A 20,684-nucleotide genomic window follows, 5' to 3' on the forward strand; every position below is an offset into this window, starting at 1 on the left:
CGGGCAGTCCACCTTGCGGCGTCTGCCGTCGTCGTGCACCCAGACCCACCCCTTGCCCGTGCACGCTCCACAGTCAGCCATGCTCCGTCTCCCCTCTCGTGGTGAGGATGTCCGCCACCGCGAAGGCCGGATCATCCAGCCAGACGTACTGCCGCTCCCGGGTGAGCCGCAGGCCCATCCGGTCCGGACCGGGCTCGCCCCGGTCGGTCCATACCGCGTGCACGCGCTCCGCCTCGTCCCACAGGTCGCGCGGTCCGCGCTGGATGACGCGGCCCTCGCGTACCGTCGCCCGCGACCCGGCGGCGTCCAGGACCAGCGTGCCGGTGCGGTCCTCCCACGGCAGGTCGCCGATGAGCACGTCGAACAGCAACTGGAGCCCGGGCGGCGGGTCGAGCAGCGGCGCCGGATCCCGCTCCAGGGCCCGGACCCGGTCGGGGGCCGGGGCGGTCGCGGCGGGCGGAGCCGGAGGGCGCTGGGAGCGGAGCAGCATGAACGCGCAGTCCTCGTGGAAGGTGCCCAGCGCCGTCCCGTCCCCGGCCACCACCAGCCGCAGCAGCCGCATCACGGGCGCGTACGGCAGCACGATCACCCCGCCGGGCCGGGTCTGCTCGATCCAGGCGTACGGGATCTCCCGCACCCCGGCGGTGATGTGCAGCCGGTCGAAGGGAGCGTGCTCCGGCACGCCGTGCGTTCCGTCCCCGACCACCAGCCGGGGTGGCGGCCCGGCGGCGCGCAGGGCCGCGGCGGCGGTCGCCGCCAGCGCGGGGTCTATCTCGACGGTGGTCACCCGCCCGGGGTCGCCGGTGAGGTCGGCGAGCAGGGCGGCCGTCCAGCCGGTGCCGGTGCCGACCTCCAGGATCCGGTCCCCGGGGGCGGGTGCGAGATGCCGCAGAAAGGCGGCGATGAGCAGCGGACTGGACGCGGAGCAGGTGGGCGCGAAGGCGCGTGCCGCGTTGTGCGGGGTCAGTTCGGTGGCGCCGTCGTCGAGTTGGGTGTAGATGACGGTGTCCGTGCACACGGCCCGCCACCAGCGGTCCGGATCGCGGTCCCGGTCGATCCAGTACCCGTCCCCGGCGGCCGGCTCGACCCAGGCGGCGGCCGGGATGAACGCGTGCCGGGGCACCCGGATCAGCGCGTCGGCGATCGGCGGCGGGGCGTGGGCCCGGGGCGGTTCCATGCAAGGCGCTCTACCCGGCCCAAAAGCCGTGCAAGCCGCAGGAGGGAGAGGAAGCCACAGGGCAGGCGGGAACGGGACAAAGGCATATTCAGGCCCGGACACGGGAGCGGACGGCGGGGGTGAGGCGCTCTCGCTCGTGCCGGCGGTGGCGGTGGTGCACCGCCGGGATCTGTGCGTCACCGCCCGCGTGGGGTGAGCACCGTGCGGACGTGACCATTCCGTGGCCCGATCCTCACGGAAGGTGCGCGTGGGGAGGATTGACGGTGGGACAAGCGCTTTCTAGTTTGAGGTGTACAGGTCGGCATCAGTCCCCGGAGAGAGCCCCATGCGTCGTCACAGCAAGCATCGCAGGCCCACCGGGCGCCGCAATCTGGCCGCGTTAGGGGCCGGGGCGCTGGCCGCCGGACTGCTCGTGCTGGCCGGCGGGACGGCCGTCAGCGCCGGTGAGGCCGGCGGCGGGAGCGGCCCCGGGGCCGAGCACGGCGGACAGGTCCAGGCGCCGGGTCGCTGACCGGGTCGGGGCGGGGCGGCGGTGCCGGTGCGGGACCGGGGCCGCCGCCCCTCGGCCGGGCCGCCGGGTGCGGGGCATCCTCCGCCGCTGTTCTTCTGCTCGTGGCATCGATACGGGTTTGTGTTCATCTGCCACTTCCAGAGTGCCTGCGGCAGCTACCCCCGGCGACCACAGGAGCTATCCCATGGGGCACGGACACCACCACCATCACGGCCATGCTCACGACCACGACCACCGGCACGACCACGACCCGGAGACCGGGCCGCTGCCCGCCGCCCTGGACACCGCCGTCCCGGACAGCGAACTGAGCCCCGATCAGCTCTCCCGCCGGACCATGCTGCGCCGGGCCGGTCTGCTGGGCGCCGGGGTGGCCGGCGCGAGCGTGCTGGGCTCCTCCGCCTTCCAGGCCGCCGCCGCGGCCCCCGGGACCCGCCCCACCGGCAACCACGGCAACGGGAACGGCCGCGGCAACCGCCGGATGCTGTGGCTGGCCGGCGACCACCACATCCACACCCAGTACAGCTCCGACGCCCAGTACCGGGTCGCCGACCAGGTGCGCAACGGTGCCCGCTACGGCCTGGACTGGATGGTCATCACCGACCACGGCAGCCTCAACCACTCCCGGATCGGCGTCGAGAAGGTCAACCCCGACATCAAGGCCGCGCGGGAGAGCTTCCCCGACACCCTGGTCTTCCAGGGCCTGGAGTGGAACATCCCGGCCGCCGAGCACGCCACCGTCTTCGTCCACCCCGGCAAGAACGAGGTGGACGTCCTCAAGCGGTTCGAGATCGGTTACGACGGCAGCGTCAACAACGCCTCCGCCGACACCCCCGAGAACGAGGCCCTGGCCATCTCCGGCCTCGACTTCCTCGCCGAGCAGGTGCAGCGCCGGAAGGTCAAGGACGCGCTCATGCTCGCCAACCACCCCTCCCGCAAGGGCATCGACTCCCCGCACGAGATCCGCGCCTGGCGCGACGCGCAGCCCACCATCGCGGTCGGCATGGAGGGCGCCCCCGGCCACCAGGCCGCCGGCATCGCCGAGCCGGGCGGCCCCGGCGGCGGGCGCGGCTACTACGACTCCAGCCCGGGCGCCGGCTCCTTCCCGGCCTACCCGGCCGAGAGCTACCGCACCTGGGGCGGGTTCGACTGGATGACCGCCACCGTCGGCGGCCTGTGGGACAGCCTGCTCGCCGAGGGCAAGCCCTGGTGGATCAGCGCCAACTCCGACTCCCACAGCAACTACGCCGACACCGCCACCCGCCCGGCCGACACCGACTTCGACCGCGACGGCTACCACGGCGACCCGGTCTACTCCGGCGGCCTCAACCTGAACGCCGGCGACTACTGGCCCGGCCAGTACTCCCGCACCCACGTCGGTGCCACCGGCTTCTCCTACGCCGCCGTCATGGAGGGCATCCGTGACGGCCGGGTCTGGGTGGACCACGGCGGGCTGATCTCCGGCCTCGACGCCCAGCTGCGCGGCGGCAACCGCAGCGCCACCCTCGGCGGCACCCTGCAGGTGCGGCGCGGCACCGAGGTGGAGCTGCGGCTGGAGATCGCGCTGGCGAACGGCGCCAACTGGGCGGGCTTCGTGCCCACGCTGGCCCGGGTGGACGTCATCCGGGGCGAGGTCACCGGCGAGGCGCGCGACCGCGACGGCTTCCGCGCCCCGGGTACCAAGGTCGCCAAGTCCTTCGAGGTGAACAGGTCGACCGGCTCCGTCACCCTCACCTACCGGCTGGGCAAGGTGGACCGCCCGCTGTACGTCCGGGTGCGCGGCACCGACGGCAACCGCTCGCAGGTGGGGCTGCACGGCGCGGCCACCGACCCGCACGGCCCGGCGCTGGACGTGGTGGGGGACGCCGACCCGTGGCGCGACCTGTGGTTCTACGCCAACCCGATCTGGGTGCTGCCTTCGTGACGGCCCCGCACGTCATCGGCATCGACGCCGGGCCGCACACCGCGACCCTGCGCGCCGCCGACCAGGTACTGCACCGGCTGGCGGACGTGCTCCCGCTGCCGGCCGGTGCGTTCGCCTGCACCCACCGGGTGCGTCCGCCGGGCGAGCGGCCGGGCCTCGCCCTGTCGCTCGCGGTGCCCGCCGCCGCAGCCGAGGCGATCCTTGACGGCCTCGGCACGGTGGCGGGCCCGGCGGGCCTGCGATTCGGTACGGAGGCGGGCGCGGGCGCCGCGCTGGCCGCCGCCGAGCACACCGGCCGCGACGGCGGCCGGGCGGTGTACTTCCCGGGCGGCGCGGAGCTGCCCGGCCGGCTGACGGTCGGTGAACTCCTCGCCGGCACGGCGATCGACGCCGCCGAGGTGCTGGGCGGCGCCCCGGCCGACCCGGACACGGTGCTCATCACCCGCTCGCACGTCCGCCCCGAATGGGTGGCGGGCCGGCTGCTGCTGCGGCTGATGCCCGCGCTCGGCGGTACGTACGTGCCGTTCGAGACGCCGGACCCGCATCCGTGCTGCGGCGCCGGCCACGACTGAGCCGCGGCGCCCCGCCCGGCCGGCTCCTGGGGTCGGGCGGGGCGCACCGCTCGCCGGTCAGGCGGCGCGGTGGCTGCGCGCCTGGCGGGCGCGCGCGACCGGGGCGGCCAGGGTGAACGCCGCGGTGTAGCCGTCGGCGAGGGAGCGGGTGCTGAGGCGTTCGGGGGCGAGCAGACCGTCGGCGGTGCCGCCGCCCGTGTAGACGATGTCGCGCTCCAGGGTGGTGGGGCCGTCCCCGATGTGCTCGGCGTACGGCTCCAGCGCGTACACCTCGGCCACCATCGTGTCGGGCAGGAACAGCTGCCCGGTGAAGTGGGTGGCCTCCGCCGCGAATCCGCCGCTCTCCGGCCGTGCCCCGAGGTGTACCCGGACGTGCAGGTGCGGCGCGCGCCGGTCGTACCAGCCGGGCACGATCGTGCTGAAGGCCACCCGGCCGTCGGCGTCCGTCACCCGGTAGCCGCGCAGGAACGACTGCGGGTCGGCACCGGAGCGGTCCTCGCGCTCGGCACGCACCTCGCCGCCCGGGCTGGCCTCGGTGTAGCCGGAGTAGTAGCCCCAGGCGTCGCAGTGCCAGACCTCCACGGCGGCCCCGGTGAGCGCCGTGCCGTCGCCGCTGTCACGCACCGTGAGATCGAGGCCGAGCGGCACGCCCTGCTTGCCGTCCGTGATGTCCTGGCGGTTCTGTTCTGCGGTCAGGGAGTACGGTCCGGCGGCGCGGTGCGCGGTGAGTTCGTACCAGGCGGCGGCACCGTCCGCGGCGTCCGTCGCCGGGGGAGCGGCGGGGGCGGCGGGGGTGGCGGCCATCGCGGGGCAGTGGCCGGCCAGCGCCCATCCGGCCGCGCCGGCACCGCCGATGGCCAGCACCCGACGGCGGCTGAGTCTGTTATCCGTCATGAGGATCAAGCTAGGTTCATCCCGGCGGGTTGAGCAGGCTGCCCGGCTGGCCGAACAGATGTCGCCACCGCAATGGCGCACCGGGCCGCCCGCTCCCCGTGGCGGCTAGCTCATCGGCGGCGGCATGCCCTCGCCCTCGGCGCGCTCCCGTGCCTCCTCGTCCGCCTCCCGCGCGACCGTCACCACCAGGTGGTCGCCGCGCGCGTCCGCCGTGAGGGTGTCGCCGGACGCGGCGCGCTCGCCCAGCAGCAGGGTGGCGATCCGGTTGTCCAGCTCGGTCTGGATGGTGCGGCGCAGCGGCCGGGCGCCGTACTCCGGCTGGTGGCCGCGCTCGGCCAGCAGCCGCTTGGCGGCCGGGGTGACCTCCAGCCGCATGCCCTGGGCGCGCACCCGCCGTCTGCTCCGCTCCAGCAGCAGATCCACCACCCGCTCCAGGTCCTCGTCCGCGAGCCGGTGGAAGATGATCGTCTCGTCGATGCGGTTCAGGAACTCGGGCGGGAAGCCGCGCCGCAGCTGGTCCAGCAGCTGGTCGCGGATCTCGTCCACCTCGCCGCCGTGCGAGAGGATGAGGTCGGCGCCGAGGTTGCTGGTCATGATGACCACGGTGTTGCGGAAGTTGACGGTACGGCCCTGGCCGTCGGTCAGCCGGCCGTCGTCGAGCACCTGGAGCAGCAGGTGGAAGACGTCCGGGTGCGCCTTCTCCACCTCGTCGAAGAGCAGCACCCGGTACGGCTGCCGCCGCACCTGCTCGGTGAGCCGGCCCGCCTCCTCGTAGCCGACGTAGCCGGGCGGGGCGCCCACCAGCCGGGAGATGGTGTGGCGTTCCTGGAACTCGCTCATGTCGAACCGGACCATCCGGTTCTCGTCGCCGAACAGCAGCTCCGCCAGTGCCTTGGCCAGCTCCGTCTTGCCGACGCCGGTCGGGCCGAGGAAGAGGAAGGAGCCCACCGGCCGGTCCGGGTCGCCCATGCCGGCCCGGGAGCGGCGTACCGCCTCGGACACCGCCGTGACGGCTTCCTCCTGGCCGACGATCCGCTCGTGCAGCGCGTGTTCGAGCCGCAGCAGCCGGGTGCGTTCGCTCTCGGTCAGCTGGGCGACGGGGATGCCGGTGGCGCGGGAGAGCACCTGGGCGATGTCGTCGGCCGTGACGGTCCGTACGCCGCCGCCCGCCTCGCCGTCGCCGGGTCCTTCCGCCTCGGCCTCGGCGAGGCGGCGTTTGATGTCGGCGGCGCGCTCGTAGTCCTCGACGGCGATGGCCTGGTCCTTCTCCCGGTTGAGGGAGTCGATCAGCTCGCGGCGCCGCTGCCCGTCCGCGCCGCCGCCGGGGCCGCCGCCGAGCCGGACCCGGGCGCCGGCCTGGTCGAGCAGGTCGATGGCCTTGTCGGGCAGGAAGCGGTCGGCGAGATAGCGGTCGGAGAGTTCGGCGGCGGCGGCCAGGGCCTCGTCGGTGAACCGCACCTGGTGGTGGGCCTCGTACGCGTCCCGCAGCCCCTCCAGGATCTGGACGGTCTCGGTGACGGTCGGCTCGGGGATGGTGACGGGCTGGAAGCGGCGCTCCAGCGCGGCGTCCTTCTCGATGTGCCGCCGGTACTCGTCCAGCGTGGTGGCGCCGATGACGTGCAGTTCGCCGCGGGCCAGCGCCGGTTTGAGGATGTTGGCGGCGTCCATGCTGCCCTCGCCGCCGGTGCCGGCGCCGACGACGGTGTGCACCTCGTCGATGAACAGGATGGTGGAGCGTTCGGTGGCCCGTACCTCGTCGATGACGTTCTTCAGCCGCTCCTCGAAGTCGCCCCGGTACTTCGAGCCGGCGAGCAGCGCGGTCATGTCGAGGGCGACGACGCGGTGGCCGCTGAGCGTGGCGGGGACGTCGCCGGAGACGATGCGCTGGGCCAGCCCTTCGACGATGGCGGTCTTGCCGACGCCGGGCTCGCCGATCAGCGCCGGGTTGTTCTTGGTGCGGCGGGAGAGGATCTCCACCGTCTGTTCGATCTCCTCGGCGCGCCCGACCACCGGGTCGAGCCGTCCGCTCCCGGCTTCCTCGGTGAGGTCGCGGCTGTAGAGGTCGAGGGTGGGGGTGGTGCTCTCGCGGTCGCCGGGCGGCCCGGGGCGCGGTCCTGTCCCGGCGTCGGCGGGCCGTCCGGGGCGGGCGGATTCGCGCAGCCGGCCGCTGTCCACCCGGGCGTCGGTGAGCAGCAGCCGGGCGGCGGCCGAGTCCGGGTCGTCCAGCAGCGCGCCGAGGATGTGTTCGGGGCCGATGTAGGAGACGCCGGCCGTGCGGGAGCGGGCGTGTGCGGCGATGAGGGTGCGTTTGGCGGCCGGGGTGAGGTTCAGCGGGGCGCCGGCCCGGGTGCCGGGGTGCGGCAGGGTGTCCTCGACCCGCTCGGCGAGCCGGTCGGGGTCCGCCCCGGCGGCCGTGAGCAGGCCCCGGGACGGCTCGACCTGGGTGGCGGCCCACAGCAGGTGCCCGGTGTCCAGGTCCTCGCTGCCGTCCCGGGTGGCCCGCCCGGAGGCGAGCGAGATCAGCTCGCGCGCGGCGTCGGTGAGCAGCCGCCCGATCGGCACCCGCTGGACGGCGGGGGGCGAGGCGAGCGGCGACATGCCGAAGAAGCGGTTGAGCAGATCGGAGAACGGGTCGGGTGCGGAGGGCGAGGACGACGATCCGAAGGGCACGCTCATGCTTTCCACTACAGCAAGACCCACCAACCCCCGCAATCCGGCACAAACCGGCCCGGGCTCCGGCGTTCAGCCCGCAGTGAAGGTGTGCACCGTGCTGCTGCGGTACGTCTCGCCGGGGCGCAGCACGGTGGAGGGGAACGCGGGCCGGTTCGGCGAGTCCGGGAAGTGCTGGGTCTCCAGGCACACCGCGTCGCCCTGCCGGTAGGCCCGGCCCGAGGAGCCGGTCAGCGAGCCGTCCAGGAAGTTCGCCGTGTACAGCTGGACGCCCGGTTCGGTGGTGGCCAGCTCCATGCCGCGGCCGGAGCCCGGGTCGGTGAGGGTGGCGGCGTACGCGGGGTCCGCCGTCACGCCCGCGTCCAGCACCAGGTTGTGGTCGTAGCCTTGCGCGTACCGCAGCTGCTCGTGGCCGGCCCGCAGCTCCCGGCCCAGCGGCTTGCCCGCCTGCGCGGTGAAGTCGAACGGGGTGCCGGTGACCGGCGCCAGGTCCCCGGTGGGGATGAGGGTGGGGCCGACCGGGGTGTAGCGGGCGGCGGCCAGCCGCAGCACATGGTCCTCGACGGTGCCGCTGCCCTCGCCGGCCAGGTTCCAGTAGATGTGGCTGGTGAGGTTGACGAGGGTGGGGGCGTCGGTTTCCGCCGTGTAGTCGATGCGGAAGGCCCCGCCGTCGGTGAGCGTGTAGTCCACCCGCACCGTGAGCGTGCCCGGGTAGCCCTCCTCGCCCGCCGGGGAGGTGCGGCGCAGGGTGAGCCCGGTGCCCTCGGGGCCGTCGAAGGGGGTGATGTCCCACAGCCGCCGGTCGAAGCCGGTGGTGCCGCCGTGCAGGCTGTGGCCGCCGCTGTTGACGGGCAGGGTGTACGCCTGCCCGTCCAGCGTGAACCGGCCGCCGTCGATGCGGTTGCCGTAGCGGCCGATGAGCGCGCCCAGGTACGGGGAGGCGCCCTCGGCCGCGTACGGCGCCAGGTGGTCGAAGCCGAGCGAGACGTTGGCGGCCCGCCCGTCCCGGTCCGGTACCTCCAGGGACTGGACGATGCCGCCCAGGGAGAGCACCGCGAGCCGCAGCCCGCCGCGCGCCAGCGTCCAGCGGTCGACGCCGGTGCCGTCCGGCAGGGTGCCGAACGGGGTGCGCGCGGGCGGGGCCGCGGCGATGCGGTGCTGCGTGGTACTCATGTCGCTTTCTGTTCCTTCATGTGCGGGCTCGACGCTTGTTCCACACATCGAAGCCCACCGCGGCCAGCAACACCAGCCCCTTGATGATCTGCTGCCAGTCGGGACCGATCCCGACCAGCTGCATGCCGTTGTTCAGCACACCCAGCACCAGGCCGCCGATCACCGCGCCCAGCACCGTGCCGACCCCGCCGCTCATCGACGCGCCGCCGATGAACGCCGCCGCGATCGCCTCCAGTTCGAAGAGCTGCCCGGCGCCCGGCGTACCGGCGTTCAGCCGGCCCGCGAACACACAGCCGGCCAGCGCCGCCAGCACACCCATGTTGATGAACACGGCCATGGTGACCCGCTTGTCCTTCACCCCGGACAGCTGGGCCGCCGCCCGGTTGCCGCCCAGCGCGTACACATGCCGGCCGAGCACCGCGTTGCGCATCACGTAGCCGAGCACGATCAGCAGCCCGGACAGGATCAGCAGCACCACCGGAACACCCCGGTAGCTGGCCAGGGTCAGAGTGAACGCGGCGGTGGCCGCCACGATCGCCAGGCACTTCAGCACGAACAGATTGCGCGGCAGCACCTCCAGCTCGTACTCCCGCTGCTGCTGCCGCTTGCGCCACTCCTGGAACAGCACCACCGACACCACCAGCAGCCCCAGCAACAGCGTGAGGTTGTGGTAGTTGGTGTACGGGCCGACCTCCGGCAGGTACCCCTGGCTCATCTGCTGGAAGCCGCGCGGGAACGGGCCCCGGGACTGACCGTCCAGCAGCAACTGCGTCGCGCCCCGGAACAGCAGCATCCCGGCGAGCGTCACGATGAACGACGGGATGCCGATGTACGCCACCCAGAAGCCCTGCCACGCCCCGGCCGCCGCGCCGATCAGCAGCGACAGGGTGAGCGCCACCGGCCAGGGCACCCCGTGATTGACGATCAGCACGGCTGATGCCGCCCCGGAGAACGCCGCCACCGAGCCGACCGACAGATCGATGTGACCGTTGATGATCACGATCATCATCCCGATCGCCAGGATCAGGATGTAGCCGTTCTGAAGGATGATGTTGGTGACGTTCCCCGGCATCAGCAGATCGCCGCCGGTCCAGATCTGGAACACGATCACCAGCAGCCCGAGCGCGATCAGCATGCCGTACTGCCGCATGTTGGTGCGCATCGAGCGCAGCAGCTCGGAGGCCAGCCGCGCCGGCCCCCCGGACGGGCCGCTGCCGCTGCCGCCGCCCGGCGCGGACGCCGCCTTGTCCAGCGTGGTTCCGGTCCCGCTCATCGTGCCGCCTCCCCGGCCTCGCCGCCGCCGACAGCGCTGTCATAGCCGTCACCGGTACGGGTCATCAGCCGCATCAGGGCCTCCTGGGAGGCCTGCTCGCGCTCCAGTACGCCGGTCAGCCGGCCGGCCGCCATGGTGGCGATCCGGTCGCACAGGCCGAGCAGCTCGGACAGTTCGGACGAGATCAGCACCACGGCCCGCCCCTCGGCGGCCAGTTGGCTGATCACCGTGTAGATCTCCGCCTTGGCACCCACGTCGATGCCGCGCGTCGGCTCGTCCAGGATCAGCACCTTGGGCCCGGTGTTGATCCACTGGCTCAGCACGACCTTCTGCTGATTGCCGCCGCTCAGCCGCCCCACCTGCTCGAAGACGGTGGGGGTCTTGATGTTCATCGAGGCGCGGAACCGCTCGGCCACCCGCGTCTCGGCGTGCTCGTCGACGACACCGCGCCGCGCCATCCCCGGCAGCCCCGCCAGCGAGATGTTGCGGCTGATGGTGTCGATCAGGTTCAGCCCGTACGTCTTGCGGTCCTCGGTGACGTACGCCAGACCGTGGGCCACCGCCTCCGGCACCGTACGGGTGGACACCTCCCGTCCGTCCACGGCCACCGTGCCCCGCTCGTACCGGCCCCAGGACCGGCCGAACAGGCTCATCGCCAGCTCGGTGCGCCCGGCCCCCATCAGCCCCGCGATGCCCAGGATCTCGCCGTGCCGCACCTCGAAGGAGACCGAGTCGACCGACTTGCGCCGCTCGTCGGCGGGGTGGGCCACCGTCCAGTCGCGCACCGCGAGCGCCACCTCACCGGCCCGCTCGCCGGTGTACGGCACCCGGTCCGGGTAGTAGGCGTCCAGCTCGCGGCCCACCATGCCCCGGATGATCCGGTCCTCGGTGAGCCCGCCGTCCACCGGCAGTGTCTCGATGGTGCGTCCGTCGCGCAGGATCGTGACGGAATCCGCGACCGACAGCACCTCCTTCAGCTTGTGCGAGATGAGGATCGCCGAGATGCCCTGGTCGCGCAGCTCCCGGATCAGGTCCAGCAGCTTGCGGCTGTCCTCGTCGTTGAGAGCCGCCGTCGGCTCGTCCAGGATGAGCAGCCTGACCTCCTTGGCCAGCGCCTTGGCGATCTCCACCAGTTGCTGCTTGCCCACGCCCAGCGCCGAGATCTTCGTCTGCGGGCGCTCGCCGGTCAGCCCGACCCGGCGCAGCAGCCGCTCGGTCTCGCGCAGCGTGGTGGACCAGGAGATGAAACCTCCCCTGCCCGAGGTGCGTTCATTGCCGAGGAAGATGTTCTCGGCGATGGACAGCTGCGGGATCAGCGCCAGTTCCTGGTGGATGATGACGATGCCGCGCCGCTCGCTGGCGCGGATGTCGCGGAAGGCGCAGGTCTCGCCGTCGAACTCGATGTCCCCCTCGTAGCTGCCGTGCGGGTGCACCCCGCTGAGCACCTTCATCAGGGTGGACTTGCCGGCTCCGTTCTCCCCGCAGATCGCGTGGATCTCGCCCGGCCGCACCGACATGCTGACCCCGTCCAGGGCGCGTACCCCGGGGAAGGTCTTGGTGATGTCGCGCATCCGCAGGATGTACCCGGGTGTGTCGTCCCCCGGTTCGGATGCCGTTCGCTGTGCACGTGCCATGGGTGTGTGCTCCCGTGCTCCGTGTGTGGTCTTCCCTCCGTCCGGTGGCCGCTCAGCCCAGGTCCGACTCGGCGTAGTAGCCCTCGTCGACGAGGATCTGATAGTTCTCGCCGTCCACGCTCACCGGGTCGAGCAGATAGGCGGGGACGACCTTGACACCGTTGTCATAGCTCTCGGTGTCGTTGACCTCGGCCTCGCCGCCGCTCAGCAGGGCGTCGCTCATCGCGACCGCCTGCCGGGCGAGTTCGCGGGTGTCCTTGTAGACCGTCATGGTCTGCTCGCCCGCGATGATCGACTTGATCGAGGCCAGCTCCGCGTCCTGCCCGGTGATCACCGGGTACGGCTGACTGCCGGAGCCGTAGCCCACGCTCTTGAGCGAGGACAGCACGCCGATGGAGATGCCGTCATAGGGGGAGAGCACCGCGTCCACCCGGTGGCCCGAGTAGTGCGCGGTCAGCAGGTCGTCCATCCGGCTCTGCGCCAGGCCGCCGTCCCAGCGCTGGGTGGTGATCTGGTTGAGGCTGGTCTGCCCGCTGCGCACGACCAGCTGGCCGCCGTCCAGGTAGGGCTGGAGGACGTCGAGGGCGCCCTGGAAGAAGTAGCGGGTGTTGTTGTCGTCGGAGGAGCCGGCGAACAGCTCGATGTTGAACGGGCCTTCCTCGCCGTCGGCCAGGCCCAGCGCGTTCACGATGTACTCGCCCTGGAGCCGGCCGACCCGCTCGTTGTCGAACGAGGCGTAGTACTCGACGTGTTCGCTGCCCATGAGCAGCCGGTCGTAGGAGATGACGGGGATACCGGCGTCGGCGGCCTGCTGGAGCACGTTCGTCATCGCGGTGCCGTCGATGGCGGCGATCACCAGCAGGTCGACCCGCTGGGAGATCATGTTCTCGATCTGGGAGATCTGGTTCTCGGCCCGGTTCTCGCCGTACTGGAGAACCGTGTCGTAGCCGGCTTCCTCGAACTGCCGGACCATGTTGTCGCCGTCCGCGACCCAGCGTTCGGACGACTTGGTGGGCATGGCGATCCCGATGGTGCCGCCTTCGGCCTCGGGGTCCCGGTCGCCACCGCCCCCGCCTCCCCGGTTGGCGTCCTGGCCGCAGGCGGCCAGGAGCAGGGTGAGGGCGAGGGCGGCGCCGGTGGCGGCGGTGGTGCGGCTGGCGGCTCGTGCACGAGACATGACGGGGTCACGTCCTTCCGACTCGGTGGTGCTCGGTTCCTTGTGCCGTGCGGTAGTGCGTCGTGCGAGTCGTGCAGGTGGCGCTGTTCCTGGCGGTGGTCGATGAGGGAAGTTGTTCGGTTGTGAGGGGCTGATTCTCCGTCAGCCGGCCGGCATGGGGAAGCGGTTGAGCGCACCCGGCAGCCGGGCGCCCAGCGGCGACATGGTGTCCTTGCCGGTGTCCCCGGAATCGGCGCCCAGCCGCGCCAGCAGATCGAGGGCGAGCCGGCCGCGCCGTACCCGCTCCCGCGCGGTCTCCAGGGTCAGATCGCGCAGATGCCCGCCGTACGGGTAGATGCCGGGCGCCTTGCTCAGCCCGAACTTCAGATAGATCGGCGCGCCCCGCCGGATCAGCTCGGCGATCTCGTGCATCCGCACATAACCGCCCAGATCGTCGGGCGCCTCCAGATAGAAGTCGAGCGGGACACGGCTCACCCGGCGGATCTCGGTGAGGTGATCCAGCGTCAGATCGGAGGGGATGTTGACGGAGTCCCCGCCCAGACCCTCGTGAACGGCGACGGCCGCCGGGTTCACCGGGCCGATCAGCGCGGACACCTTGAACGTGGTGTCGGCCGGCAGATCGCCGCGCTCGCGCAACCGGTGCAGCACCCACAGCACGCCCTCGTCGGCCACCAGCAGGCAGCGCACGCCGAGCGAGACGGCGCGCAGCGCGTCCTCCACACAGCCGGCCACGGCCGACTGGCCGCGCGCCCGCAGCCCGCCGCCACCCGAGGCGGTACGGGTCCCGGCCCCGATGTCCCAGGTGCCGCGCGGCCCGGTGAACAGGCACAGCTCCACCCCGGCCTGCGCCGTGGCGTCCACCATCTCGGTGATCTCGGCGTCGGTGAGCATCCACACGCCGCTGCCCTGGCTGATGCGGTGGACGGGCACGTCCAGCCGGGCGGCCTCCTTCAGCACCGTGTGCAGCGCCTCGGGGCCCTCCACCGAGGGCACCTCGGTGCGCCAGCGGCCACCGTCGGGGAAGGAGTGCGGGGAGGAGTCGGCGGGATCACCGTCCGGTATGGCGTGGCCGAGCGAGACCAGGGCGGCCTCGCCCGGACGGCGGGGAATGGCGGCGGAATCGGACACGATGCTCCTGGAGGATGTGTTCGCTATGTCGTACAGAGTTCGGGTGGCGGGGCGGACGGTCGCACGGACCTCCCGCCTCGCGGGGCCGGACCGGCCGGACAGGTCCTAGGGCGTCAGCAGCACCTTGCCCACCTCCGGGTCCCCGCTACCGACGAGCGCGACGGCTTCGCCGAAGGACTCCAGTGCGAAACGGTGGGTCACCAGCTCCGCCGGACGCAGCAGCCCGGTGGTCAGGGCGCGCACCGCCGCACTCCAGGCCGCGGGCGTCGCCCCGAACACCGAGGAGACGGTCAGCTGCGCCACCGACAGATGCACCGGATCGATGCCCACCGCCCCGGCCTCCGGCATGCCGGTGAGCACCACCCGCCCGCCGCGCCGCGCCAGCAGCGTGGCGTCCCGGGCGGTGGACGGCGCCCCGGCGGTCTCCACCACCAGGTCGTAGCGGCCGTGCAGCTGTGCCGCCGCGTCCGGGGCGGCCGTGCGGGTGGCGCCGAACCCGGTGGCCCGGGCCAGCGGGCGCGGTCGCGGGTCGACGGCCAGCAGTTCGGCGGGGGAGGAGGCGGCCAGCAGCTGGACGGCGAGCAGGCCGAGCGTGCCGGCGCCCAGCACGGCCACCCGCTCTCCCGGGCGGGGGGCGGCGACCAGTACGGCGGCGGCCACCACGGCGGCCGGCTCCAGCAGCGCGGCGGCGGTCAGATCGGCGTCGTCCGGCAGCGGGTGCAGCAGCCGGGCGGGCACCACCACATGGTCGGCGAAGGCGCCGGGCTGCGTGAACCCGGTCTCCTCGTACCCGGCGGTGCACAGGCTGGTCTGCCCGGTGCGGCACCGCTCGCACACCCCGCAGGCCCGGAAGCCCTCGGCCACCGTCTTGCGGCCGGCCAGGCCCGGGTCGACGCCCTCGCCGACCGCCTCGATCGTGCCGGACCACTCGTGGCCGGGCACGATCGGATAGCGCACATAGCCGGGCGCCCGGGTGCCGTCGTACACCTCGCGGTCGCTGGCGCAGATCCCGGCGGCGTGCACCGCCACCCGTACCTCGCCCGGTCCCGGCTCCGGCACCGGGCCGGTCACCAGCCGGTGCCGCCCCGGTTCCTCGACGAGGACGCCGCGTGTCGTGCCGCGCGTCACTTGCCCGTCCCCTCCCGCTTCTCCCAGCCCTCGGCCCACAGGTCGAACCTGGCCTGCTGCTGCGGGAACTCGGCGGCGGCGTCGGTGTCCAGCTCGACGCCCAGGCCCGGCTCCTCGGAGAGCGTGAAGTAGCCGTCGACGACCTCGGGCGCGCCCTTGACGACCTTCTTGATCTCGGCGTCCGCGAAGTCGTTGAAGTGTTCCAGGATCTTGAAGTTGGGGGTGCAGCCGGCCAGCTGGAGGCTGGCGGCGGTGAGCACCGAGCCGCCGACGTTGTGCGGGGCGATCAGCACGTAGTGGGTCTCGGCGGTGGCGGCCAGCTTGCGCATCTCGGAGATGCCGCCCAGGTGTCCGAGGTCCGGCTGGATGATGTCGGCGGCCTGCGACTCGAACAGCTCGCGGAACTCGATCCGGTCGTGGATGCGTTCACCCGTCGCGATCGGCAGCGTCGTCTTGGCGGCGACCTTGGCCAGCGCCTTCAGGTTCTCCGGCGGCACCGGCTCCTCCAGCCAGGACGGCGCGAACGCCTCCAGCTCCTTCGCCAGCCGGATGGCGGTGGCGGGGGAGAACCGGCCGTGCATCTCCAGCAGCAGTTCGCGCTCGGGCCCGATCGCGTCCCGCACCGCCTCGACCAGGGAGAGCGAGCGGACGGTCTCGGCGTGGTCCAGCTCGAAGTTGCCGGTGCCGAACGGGTCCAGCTTCAGCGCCTGGTACCCGCGCTCCACCACCTTCAGCGCCGCCGCGTGGAACGCCTCCGGGGTGCGCTCGACGGTGTACCAGCCGTTCGCGTACGCCTTGATCCGGTTGTCGGCGGCGTTCGCCCGGCCGCCCAGCAGCTGCCACACCGGCACCCCGAGCGCCTTGCCCTTGATGTCCCAGCAGGCGGTCTCCACACAGGCGATCGCCGACATGACGATCTCGCCGGCCCGCCCGTAGTCGCCGTACTTCATCCGGCGCACCAGGTCCTCGACGGCGAACGGGTCGGAGCCCTTGATGTGGTTGACCTCCGCCTCCCGGAGGTACCCGATGAGGGCGTCGGTGCGGCCCAGCATCCGGGTCTCGCCGACGCCGGTCAGTCCCTCGTCGGTGTGCACCTGCACGTATGTGAGGTTCCGCCAGGGGGTACCGACGACATGCGTACTGATTCCGGTGATGCGCACGGGGACAGCCAACCTCTCGCTTGTTCGGTATTTCGACAGCTGTTCGAAATGCTGGCGTGAACGTAATGAGCCACAAGCCCCTGTGTCAATGGTCCGGTCTACTCCATGGTGATGCGCTCGTGCGCCAGCGCCGCCAGCGCCGCCTGTCCCTGCGCGCTCGGATGGAACCAGTCCCACTTGCTCAGATCGTCCGGCGTGAACGCGTAGTCGAAGACCGCCCCGCCGTCGTACCGGCACAGCACATCCGCCGCGCACACCGACTCCAGCACCGCGTTGTACTCCACCACCCGCTCCCGCACCGAGTCCCGCCGCTCACCCGCCTCCGTGGTGACCGCCACCGGATCGGCCAGCATCGAGGGGCACACCGCCGCCACCCCCCACACCGTGCGGGCCAGCGCCGAACCGCTGCCCTCCGACCACAGCCGCAGCAGATCCGGCACGCTCGCCACATAGAGCTGGGTGTCCGGCAGCGACTCGCGGATGATCTCCACCGCCCGCTCGATGTCCGCCCGGAAGTCCTCCGTCTCGGTCATCAGCGCCACATCCGGCGCGCACGCGTCGTTCGCGCCCACCATGATCGTCACCAGCTCCGGCTCGTGCGCCGTGACCGCCCGCGCCTGGGACGGCAGATCGGACGCCTGCGCGCCCGACTCGGCCAGGTTCCAGGACTCCTCCGCCGCCAGTTGCTGGGCCAGCGACGGCACCTTCGGATCCGTCCCCGTGGCCCACGACACCTCCGGGCAGTCGGACAGCACCGAGCAGGCGTCGAACGCCCGGGTGATCGAATCCCCGATCGCCGCCACCGACGCCGGGCTGGTGTTCCACACCGGCGCGGCCGGGGCACCCCCCTCGTCGGTGGCGCTCGCGGACCCGGGATCGGAACCGTCGGGAGTCGACGTACACCCGGCCAGCAGCGCCAGCGAGGCGGTGGCGGCGAGCATCGAGGCGAGTACGGGGCGGCTGACCGGCATTCAGTTCCCTGCCCTTGGGTCATGGTGCGCTGGCACTGGGGCGGAGCCCGGCGCCACCGCCGCGCGGTAGCTTGGGTCCAGGCAGCTGGACGGCAGGTGGGATCGGGCCCGTCATCCAGCGTAAAAGACATGACCTCATGTCACACGCTGTCCATTTTGCCGAGAAATGATCTACATGGTGTTTACTGATTCGTGCGCGGTACGGGGGGTGCGGGCGCTGGTAGGAAAGACCTGGAGGACCCGATGACCACACGAGGAGTCCTGTACGTACACTCCGCGCCGCGCGCGCTGTGTCCGCACATCGAATGGGCCGTCGCCGGCGTCCTCGGCAGCCGGGTGTCCCTCGACTGGATCCGACAACCCGCGTCCCCCGGCACCTGGCGCGCCGAACTCTCCTGGCTCGGCTCCCCCGGCACCGCCTCCCAGCTCGCCTCCGCGCTGCGCGGCTGGCACCTGCTGCGCTTCGAGGTCACCGCCGACCCCTCCCAGACGGCCGAGGGCGAACGCTACAGCTGCACCCCCGAGCTGGGCATCTACCACGCGGTCACCGGCGTGCACGGCGACATCATGATCCCCGAGGACCGGCTGCGGGCGGCCACCGCGCGCGCCGCGCGCGGCGAGAGCGATCTCCAGGCCGAGATCACCCGGCTGCTCGGCAAGCCCTGGGACGACGAACTCGAACCCTTCCGGTACGCGGGCGAGGGCGCCCCCGTCCGCTGGCTCCACCAGGTGGTGTGACATGGCCCCGGTCGGTGCGGCGGGCGGTTCCCCGGCGGGCGGTGCGGCGGTCGGTTCGGTCGCGGTGCTCGGCACCGGCATCATGGGCACGGCCATGGCCCGCAACCTGTGCCGCGCCGGACTGGACGTACGGGTGTGGAACCGTACCCGCGCCAAGGCCGAACCACTGGCCGCCGACGGCGCCCGGGTCGCCGGAAATCCGGCGGATGCGGTAGCCGGCGCGGACGCCGTGCTGACCATGCTGTACGACGGACCGGCCGCCCTGGACGCGATGCGGGCGGCGGCCCCCTCCCTCGCCCCCGGCACGGTCTGGCTCCAGTCCACGACCGCCGGCACGGACCCGCTGCCGCTGCTGGAGGGCTTCGCGCGCGACCACGGCCTGCTGTTCGTGGACGCCCCCGTGCTCGGCACCCGGGGCCCGGCCGAAGCCGGCGAACTGACGGTCCTGGCCGCCGGCCCCACCACGGCCCGCGACCGGCTCGCCCCCGTCCTGGACGCGGTCGGCTCCCGCACCGTGTGGGTCGGCGAACGCCCCGGCGCCGCCACCCGGCTCAAGCTCGTCTGCAACACCTGGGTGCTCGCCGTCACCCACGGCACCGCCGAGACCCTGGCCCTGGCGGACGGACTCGGCGTCGACTTCGACCACTTCCTCGACGCCATCGCGGGGGGCGGCCTGGACCTGGGCTATCTGCGGGCCAAGTCCGCCGCGCTGCGCGGCCGGACGCTGACCCCGCCCAGCTTCGCCGTGGACACCGCCGAGAAGGACGCCCGGCTGATCGTGGCGGCCGGCGAGGCGGCGGGCGTCCGGCTGGACGCCACGGCGGCCGGCGCCGAACGCTTCCGCCGCGCCGCCGCCCAGGGCCACGCGGCCGAGGACATGGCCGCCTCCTACTTCGCCAGCTTCGAGACCCCCGACCGGTCCTGACCGGACAGGAACGGCCCGTTCCGGGCCCGGAACGGGCCCGTCGTCATCCGTTCCGGCCTTCCTCGGCGCTCCGCACCCGGGTCCGGCCGGTCTGGAGCGCCCCGTTCGTCGCCGGCCCGCACCTGTTCCGGCCCGTCCTCATCCGTCCGCACCCCGGTCCGGCCGGTCAGGAGTGAACCCGCAGGATCTCGGCGGCCAGCTGCCGCATCCGTTCCCTGGCCTCCGGCGGCCCGGTCACGGTCACCGTGGCACCGAACGCCAGCAACCGCCGCACGTCCTCCACGCTCCGGCCCCGCACCGTGATCCGCAGCCGGGCCGGGCGGCGGCCGGGGCCGTCCCCTCCCTGTTCGTCCCCCTCACTCTCCGCACCCTCGATCGTCAGCTGCCGGCCGAGGATGCGCCGGGCCCGGTCCCGCTGGTCGGCGTCGATCAGGGCGTGGATGGGATACGCGTCCGGGTTCTCCCAGCGCTCCGTCAGTTCCGCCGCCACCCCGCGCAGCGTCGCCCCGTCCCGCAGCCGCCGGGCCGCCCGCAGCGGCTCCCAGCCGGCCAGCCGCTCCAGCGCGTACAGCCGGGGCCGGCCCGCCGCGTCCGCCACCAGGTACCAGCGCCCGGCCTTCGCCAGCAGCCCGTACGGATCGACCACCCGCCAGCCGGCCTCCGCGTCCCGCGCGCTGCGGTAGCGGATGCGCAGCCGCACCCCGCGCCGTACGTCCGCCACCAGCGCGGCGGGCGGCTGCCCTTCGGCGTCCCGGAAGAACCACGGCCGGTTGTCCGTCGTGACGACCGCGCTCAGCGGCAGCGCCCCGCTGCCGGGCAGCGGCCCGATCCGCGCCCCCACCTTCCGGTGCGCGCGCCGGCTGCCGCCCGCCGCGCCCAGCTGTTCGCGTTGCGCGTCGTCCAGACCGTAGAGCGCCAGATGGTCGCGCTCCTCGGGCGTGAGCCGGGCGGTGTCGAACGGGCCGCCGGGCAGCAGCGTCACCCCGCCCCACCGGCCGCGCTGGATCAGCAGCGGGAAACCCGCGTCCTCCAGCCACCGCAGATCCCGCAGCACGGTACGGACGGACACACCGAGCTGTGCGGCCAGATCGGGGGTCGTCACGGCCTCCCGGGTCCGCAGGGCCAGCAGCAGGGAGAAGAAGCGATCGGGGGTCACGTGTCCGAGCCTCGCAGAAAACACGACGGAACCGGTCAGGTATGACCTGCATGCTCCGGTCGTTCCACCGCAACGACCCGAGGAAATGAGTGCCATGTCCGAGTCCATCAGCTTCATCGTGTACGTCACCGACGCACCCGCCTCCGCCCGCTTCTACGGGGACCTCCTGGAGAAGGAGCCCAGCTTCGTCACCCCCGGCTACATCTCCTTCGACCTCGGCCCCGGCGCCGACCTCGCCCTGTGGAGCGGACAGCTCGACGGCCAGGACCCGGCCGTCTCGCGGACCGGCGAGGTCTGCGTGTGCCTGCCCGGCGGGCCGGAGGAGATCGACCGCCGGTACGCGACGTGGACGGCGAAGGGCGTCCGGGTGGTCAGCGAGCCGCGCGACGCGGTGTTCGGGCGGACGTTCGTCGTCGCCGACCCGGACGGCAACCTGATCCGCGTCGCCCCCGTCGACTGAACCCGCCCCGGTGCCC

The 20,684-nt window shown here is 72.9% G+C and carries 18 protein-coding genes; 6 read left to right on the forward strand and 12 right to left on the reverse strand.

All coding sequences use genetic code 11. The annotated features are described in order from the left end of the window. Positions 1–73 precede the first annotated feature (73 nt). Complete coding sequence (locus BM385_RS08440; RefSeq protein ID WP_093842675.1) at positions 74–1,177, reverse strand: protein-L-isoaspartate O-methyltransferase family protein; 1,104 nt, start codon at positions 1,175–1,177, stop codon at positions 74–76. Between the two features lie 325 nt (positions 1,178–1,502). Between BM385_RS08440 and BM385_RS26725 the strand changes: the two genes are divergently transcribed. The 3 genes from BM385_RS26725 (at position 1,503) to BM385_RS08455 (ending at position 4,181) form a co-directional block, all read left to right on the forward strand. Continuing rightward, positions 1,503–1,688 carry a hypothetical protein gene (locus tag BM385_RS26725; protein WP_019435628.1) on the forward strand — a complete coding sequence of 62 codons (186 nt, stop codon included), beginning with the start codon at positions 1,503–1,505 and terminating at the stop codon, positions 1,686–1,688. Between the two features lie 184 nt (positions 1,689–1,872). Further along, positions 1,873–3,609: a PHP domain-containing protein gene (locus BM385_RS08450; protein WP_093842677.1), complete on the forward strand. Its 1,737-nt coding sequence runs from the start codon at positions 1,873–1,875 to the stop codon at positions 3,607–3,609. Further along, positions 3,606–4,181 carry a hypothetical protein gene (locus BM385_RS08455; RefSeq protein WP_019435630.1) on the forward strand — a complete coding sequence of 192 codons (576 nt, stop codon included), beginning with the start codon at positions 3,606–3,608 and terminating at the stop codon, positions 4,179–4,181. Before BM385_RS08450 ends, BM385_RS08455 begins: the two co-directional genes overlap by 4 nt. A 57-nt stretch (positions 4,182–4,238) precedes the next feature. Here BM385_RS08455 and BM385_RS08460 read toward each other — a convergent pair whose 3' ends face one another. The 10 genes from BM385_RS08460 to BM385_RS08505 form a co-directional block, all read right to left on the reverse strand. Continuing rightward, positions 4,239–5,075 carry an intradiol ring-cleavage dioxygenase gene (locus tag BM385_RS08460; protein ID WP_078576383.1) on the reverse strand — a complete coding sequence of 279 codons (837 nt, stop codon included), beginning with the start codon at positions 5,073–5,075 and terminating at the stop codon, positions 4,239–4,241. A gap of 105 nt (positions 5,076–5,180) precedes the next feature. Then, complete coding sequence (locus tag BM385_RS08465; protein WP_093842678.1) at positions 5,181–7,751, reverse strand: ATP-dependent Clp protease ATP-binding subunit; 2,571 nt, start codon at positions 7,749–7,751, stop codon at positions 5,181–5,183. Positions 7,752–7,817: 66 nt separating this feature from the next. Continuing rightward, positions 7,818–8,918, reverse strand: a complete 1,101-nt coding sequence (locus BM385_RS08470; RefSeq protein ID WP_093842679.1) for an aldose epimerase family protein — start codon at positions 8,916–8,918, stop codon at positions 7,818–7,820. Positions 8,919–8,934: 16 nt separating this feature from the next. After that, entirely contained in the window at positions 8,935–10,191 is a 1,257-nt protein-coding gene (gene mmsB, locus BM385_RS08475; RefSeq protein ID WP_175542949.1) for a multiple monosaccharide ABC transporter permease, read from the reverse strand. Then, positions 10,188–11,825, reverse strand: a complete 1,638-nt coding sequence (gene mmsA, locus BM385_RS08480; protein ID WP_051131088.1) for a multiple monosaccharide ABC transporter ATP-binding protein — start codon at positions 11,823–11,825, stop codon at positions 10,188–10,190. The genes mmsB and mmsA overlap by 4 nt, the downstream gene beginning before the upstream one ends. Positions 11,826–11,877: 52 nt before the next feature. Further along, the gene (gene chvE / locus BM385_RS08485) at positions 11,878–13,002 is read right to left on the reverse strand and encodes a multiple monosaccharide ABC transporter substrate-binding protein (protein ID WP_093842680.1); all 1,125 of its coding nucleotides are present in this window, start codon (positions 13,000–13,002) and stop codon (positions 11,878–11,880) included. Positions 13,003–13,143: 141 nt separating this feature from the next. Beyond that, on the reverse strand, positions 13,144–14,130 hold the full coding sequence (locus BM385_RS08490; protein WP_380979802.1) for a hypothetical protein: 987 nt from the start codon (positions 14,128–14,130) through the stop codon (positions 13,144–13,146). A gap of 105 nt (positions 14,131–14,235) precedes the next feature. After that, positions 14,236–15,258 (reverse strand): zinc-dependent alcohol dehydrogenase, encoded by a 1,023-nt coding sequence (locus tag BM385_RS08495; protein ID WP_093842682.1) that lies wholly within the window; start codon positions 15,256–15,258, stop codon positions 14,236–14,238. Continuing rightward, positions 15,255–16,418, reverse strand: a complete 1,164-nt coding sequence (locus BM385_RS08500) for a mandelate racemase/muconate lactonizing enzyme family protein (RefSeq protein WP_019433147.1) — start codon at positions 16,416–16,418, stop codon at positions 15,255–15,257. The genes BM385_RS08495 and BM385_RS08500 overlap by 4 nt, the downstream gene beginning before the upstream one ends. A gap of 98 nt (positions 16,419–16,516) precedes the next feature. Next, positions 16,517–17,389 (reverse strand): GDSL-type esterase/lipase family protein, encoded by an 873-nt coding sequence (locus BM385_RS08505; RefSeq protein ID WP_019433146.1) that lies wholly within the window; start codon positions 17,387–17,389, stop codon positions 16,517–16,519. Between the two features lie 243 nt (positions 17,390–17,632). Here BM385_RS08505 and BM385_RS08510 point away from each other — a divergent pair, with 243 nt between their 5' ends. Together BM385_RS08510 and BM385_RS08515 are read left to right on the forward strand one after the other, a co-directional pair. Beyond that, positions 17,633–18,127 carry a DUF3145 domain-containing protein gene (locus tag BM385_RS08510; RefSeq protein WP_019433145.1) on the forward strand — a complete coding sequence of 165 codons (495 nt, stop codon included), beginning with the start codon at positions 17,633–17,635 and terminating at the stop codon, positions 18,125–18,127. Position 18,128: 1 nt separating this feature from the next. Further along, positions 18,129–19,052 (forward strand): NAD(P)-dependent oxidoreductase, encoded by a 924-nt coding sequence (locus BM385_RS08515; protein WP_093842683.1) that lies wholly within the window; start codon positions 18,129–18,131, stop codon positions 19,050–19,052. A 166-nt stretch (positions 19,053–19,218) separates the two neighbouring features. Here BM385_RS08515 and BM385_RS08520 read toward each other — a convergent pair whose 3' ends face one another. Continuing rightward, positions 19,219–20,208 carry a helix-turn-helix transcriptional regulator gene (locus tag BM385_RS08520; RefSeq protein ID WP_019433143.1) on the reverse strand — a complete coding sequence of 330 codons (990 nt, stop codon included), beginning with the start codon at positions 20,206–20,208 and terminating at the stop codon, positions 19,219–19,221. 94 nt (positions 20,209–20,302) lie between these two features. On the opposite strand from BM385_RS08520, the gene BM385_RS08525 reads away from it, so the two are divergent. Continuing rightward, positions 20,303–20,668 (forward strand): VOC family protein, encoded by a 366-nt coding sequence (locus tag BM385_RS08525; RefSeq protein ID WP_019433142.1) that lies wholly within the window; start codon positions 20,303–20,305, stop codon positions 20,666–20,668. The last annotated feature ends 16 nt before the right edge of the window (positions 20,669–20,684 follow it).

Origin of the sequence: Streptomyces harbinensis (genome assembly GCF_900116145.1) — a bacterium.
GTDB lineage: Bacteria > Actinomycetota > Actinomycetes > Streptomycetales > Streptomycetaceae > Streptomyces > Streptomyces carpaticus.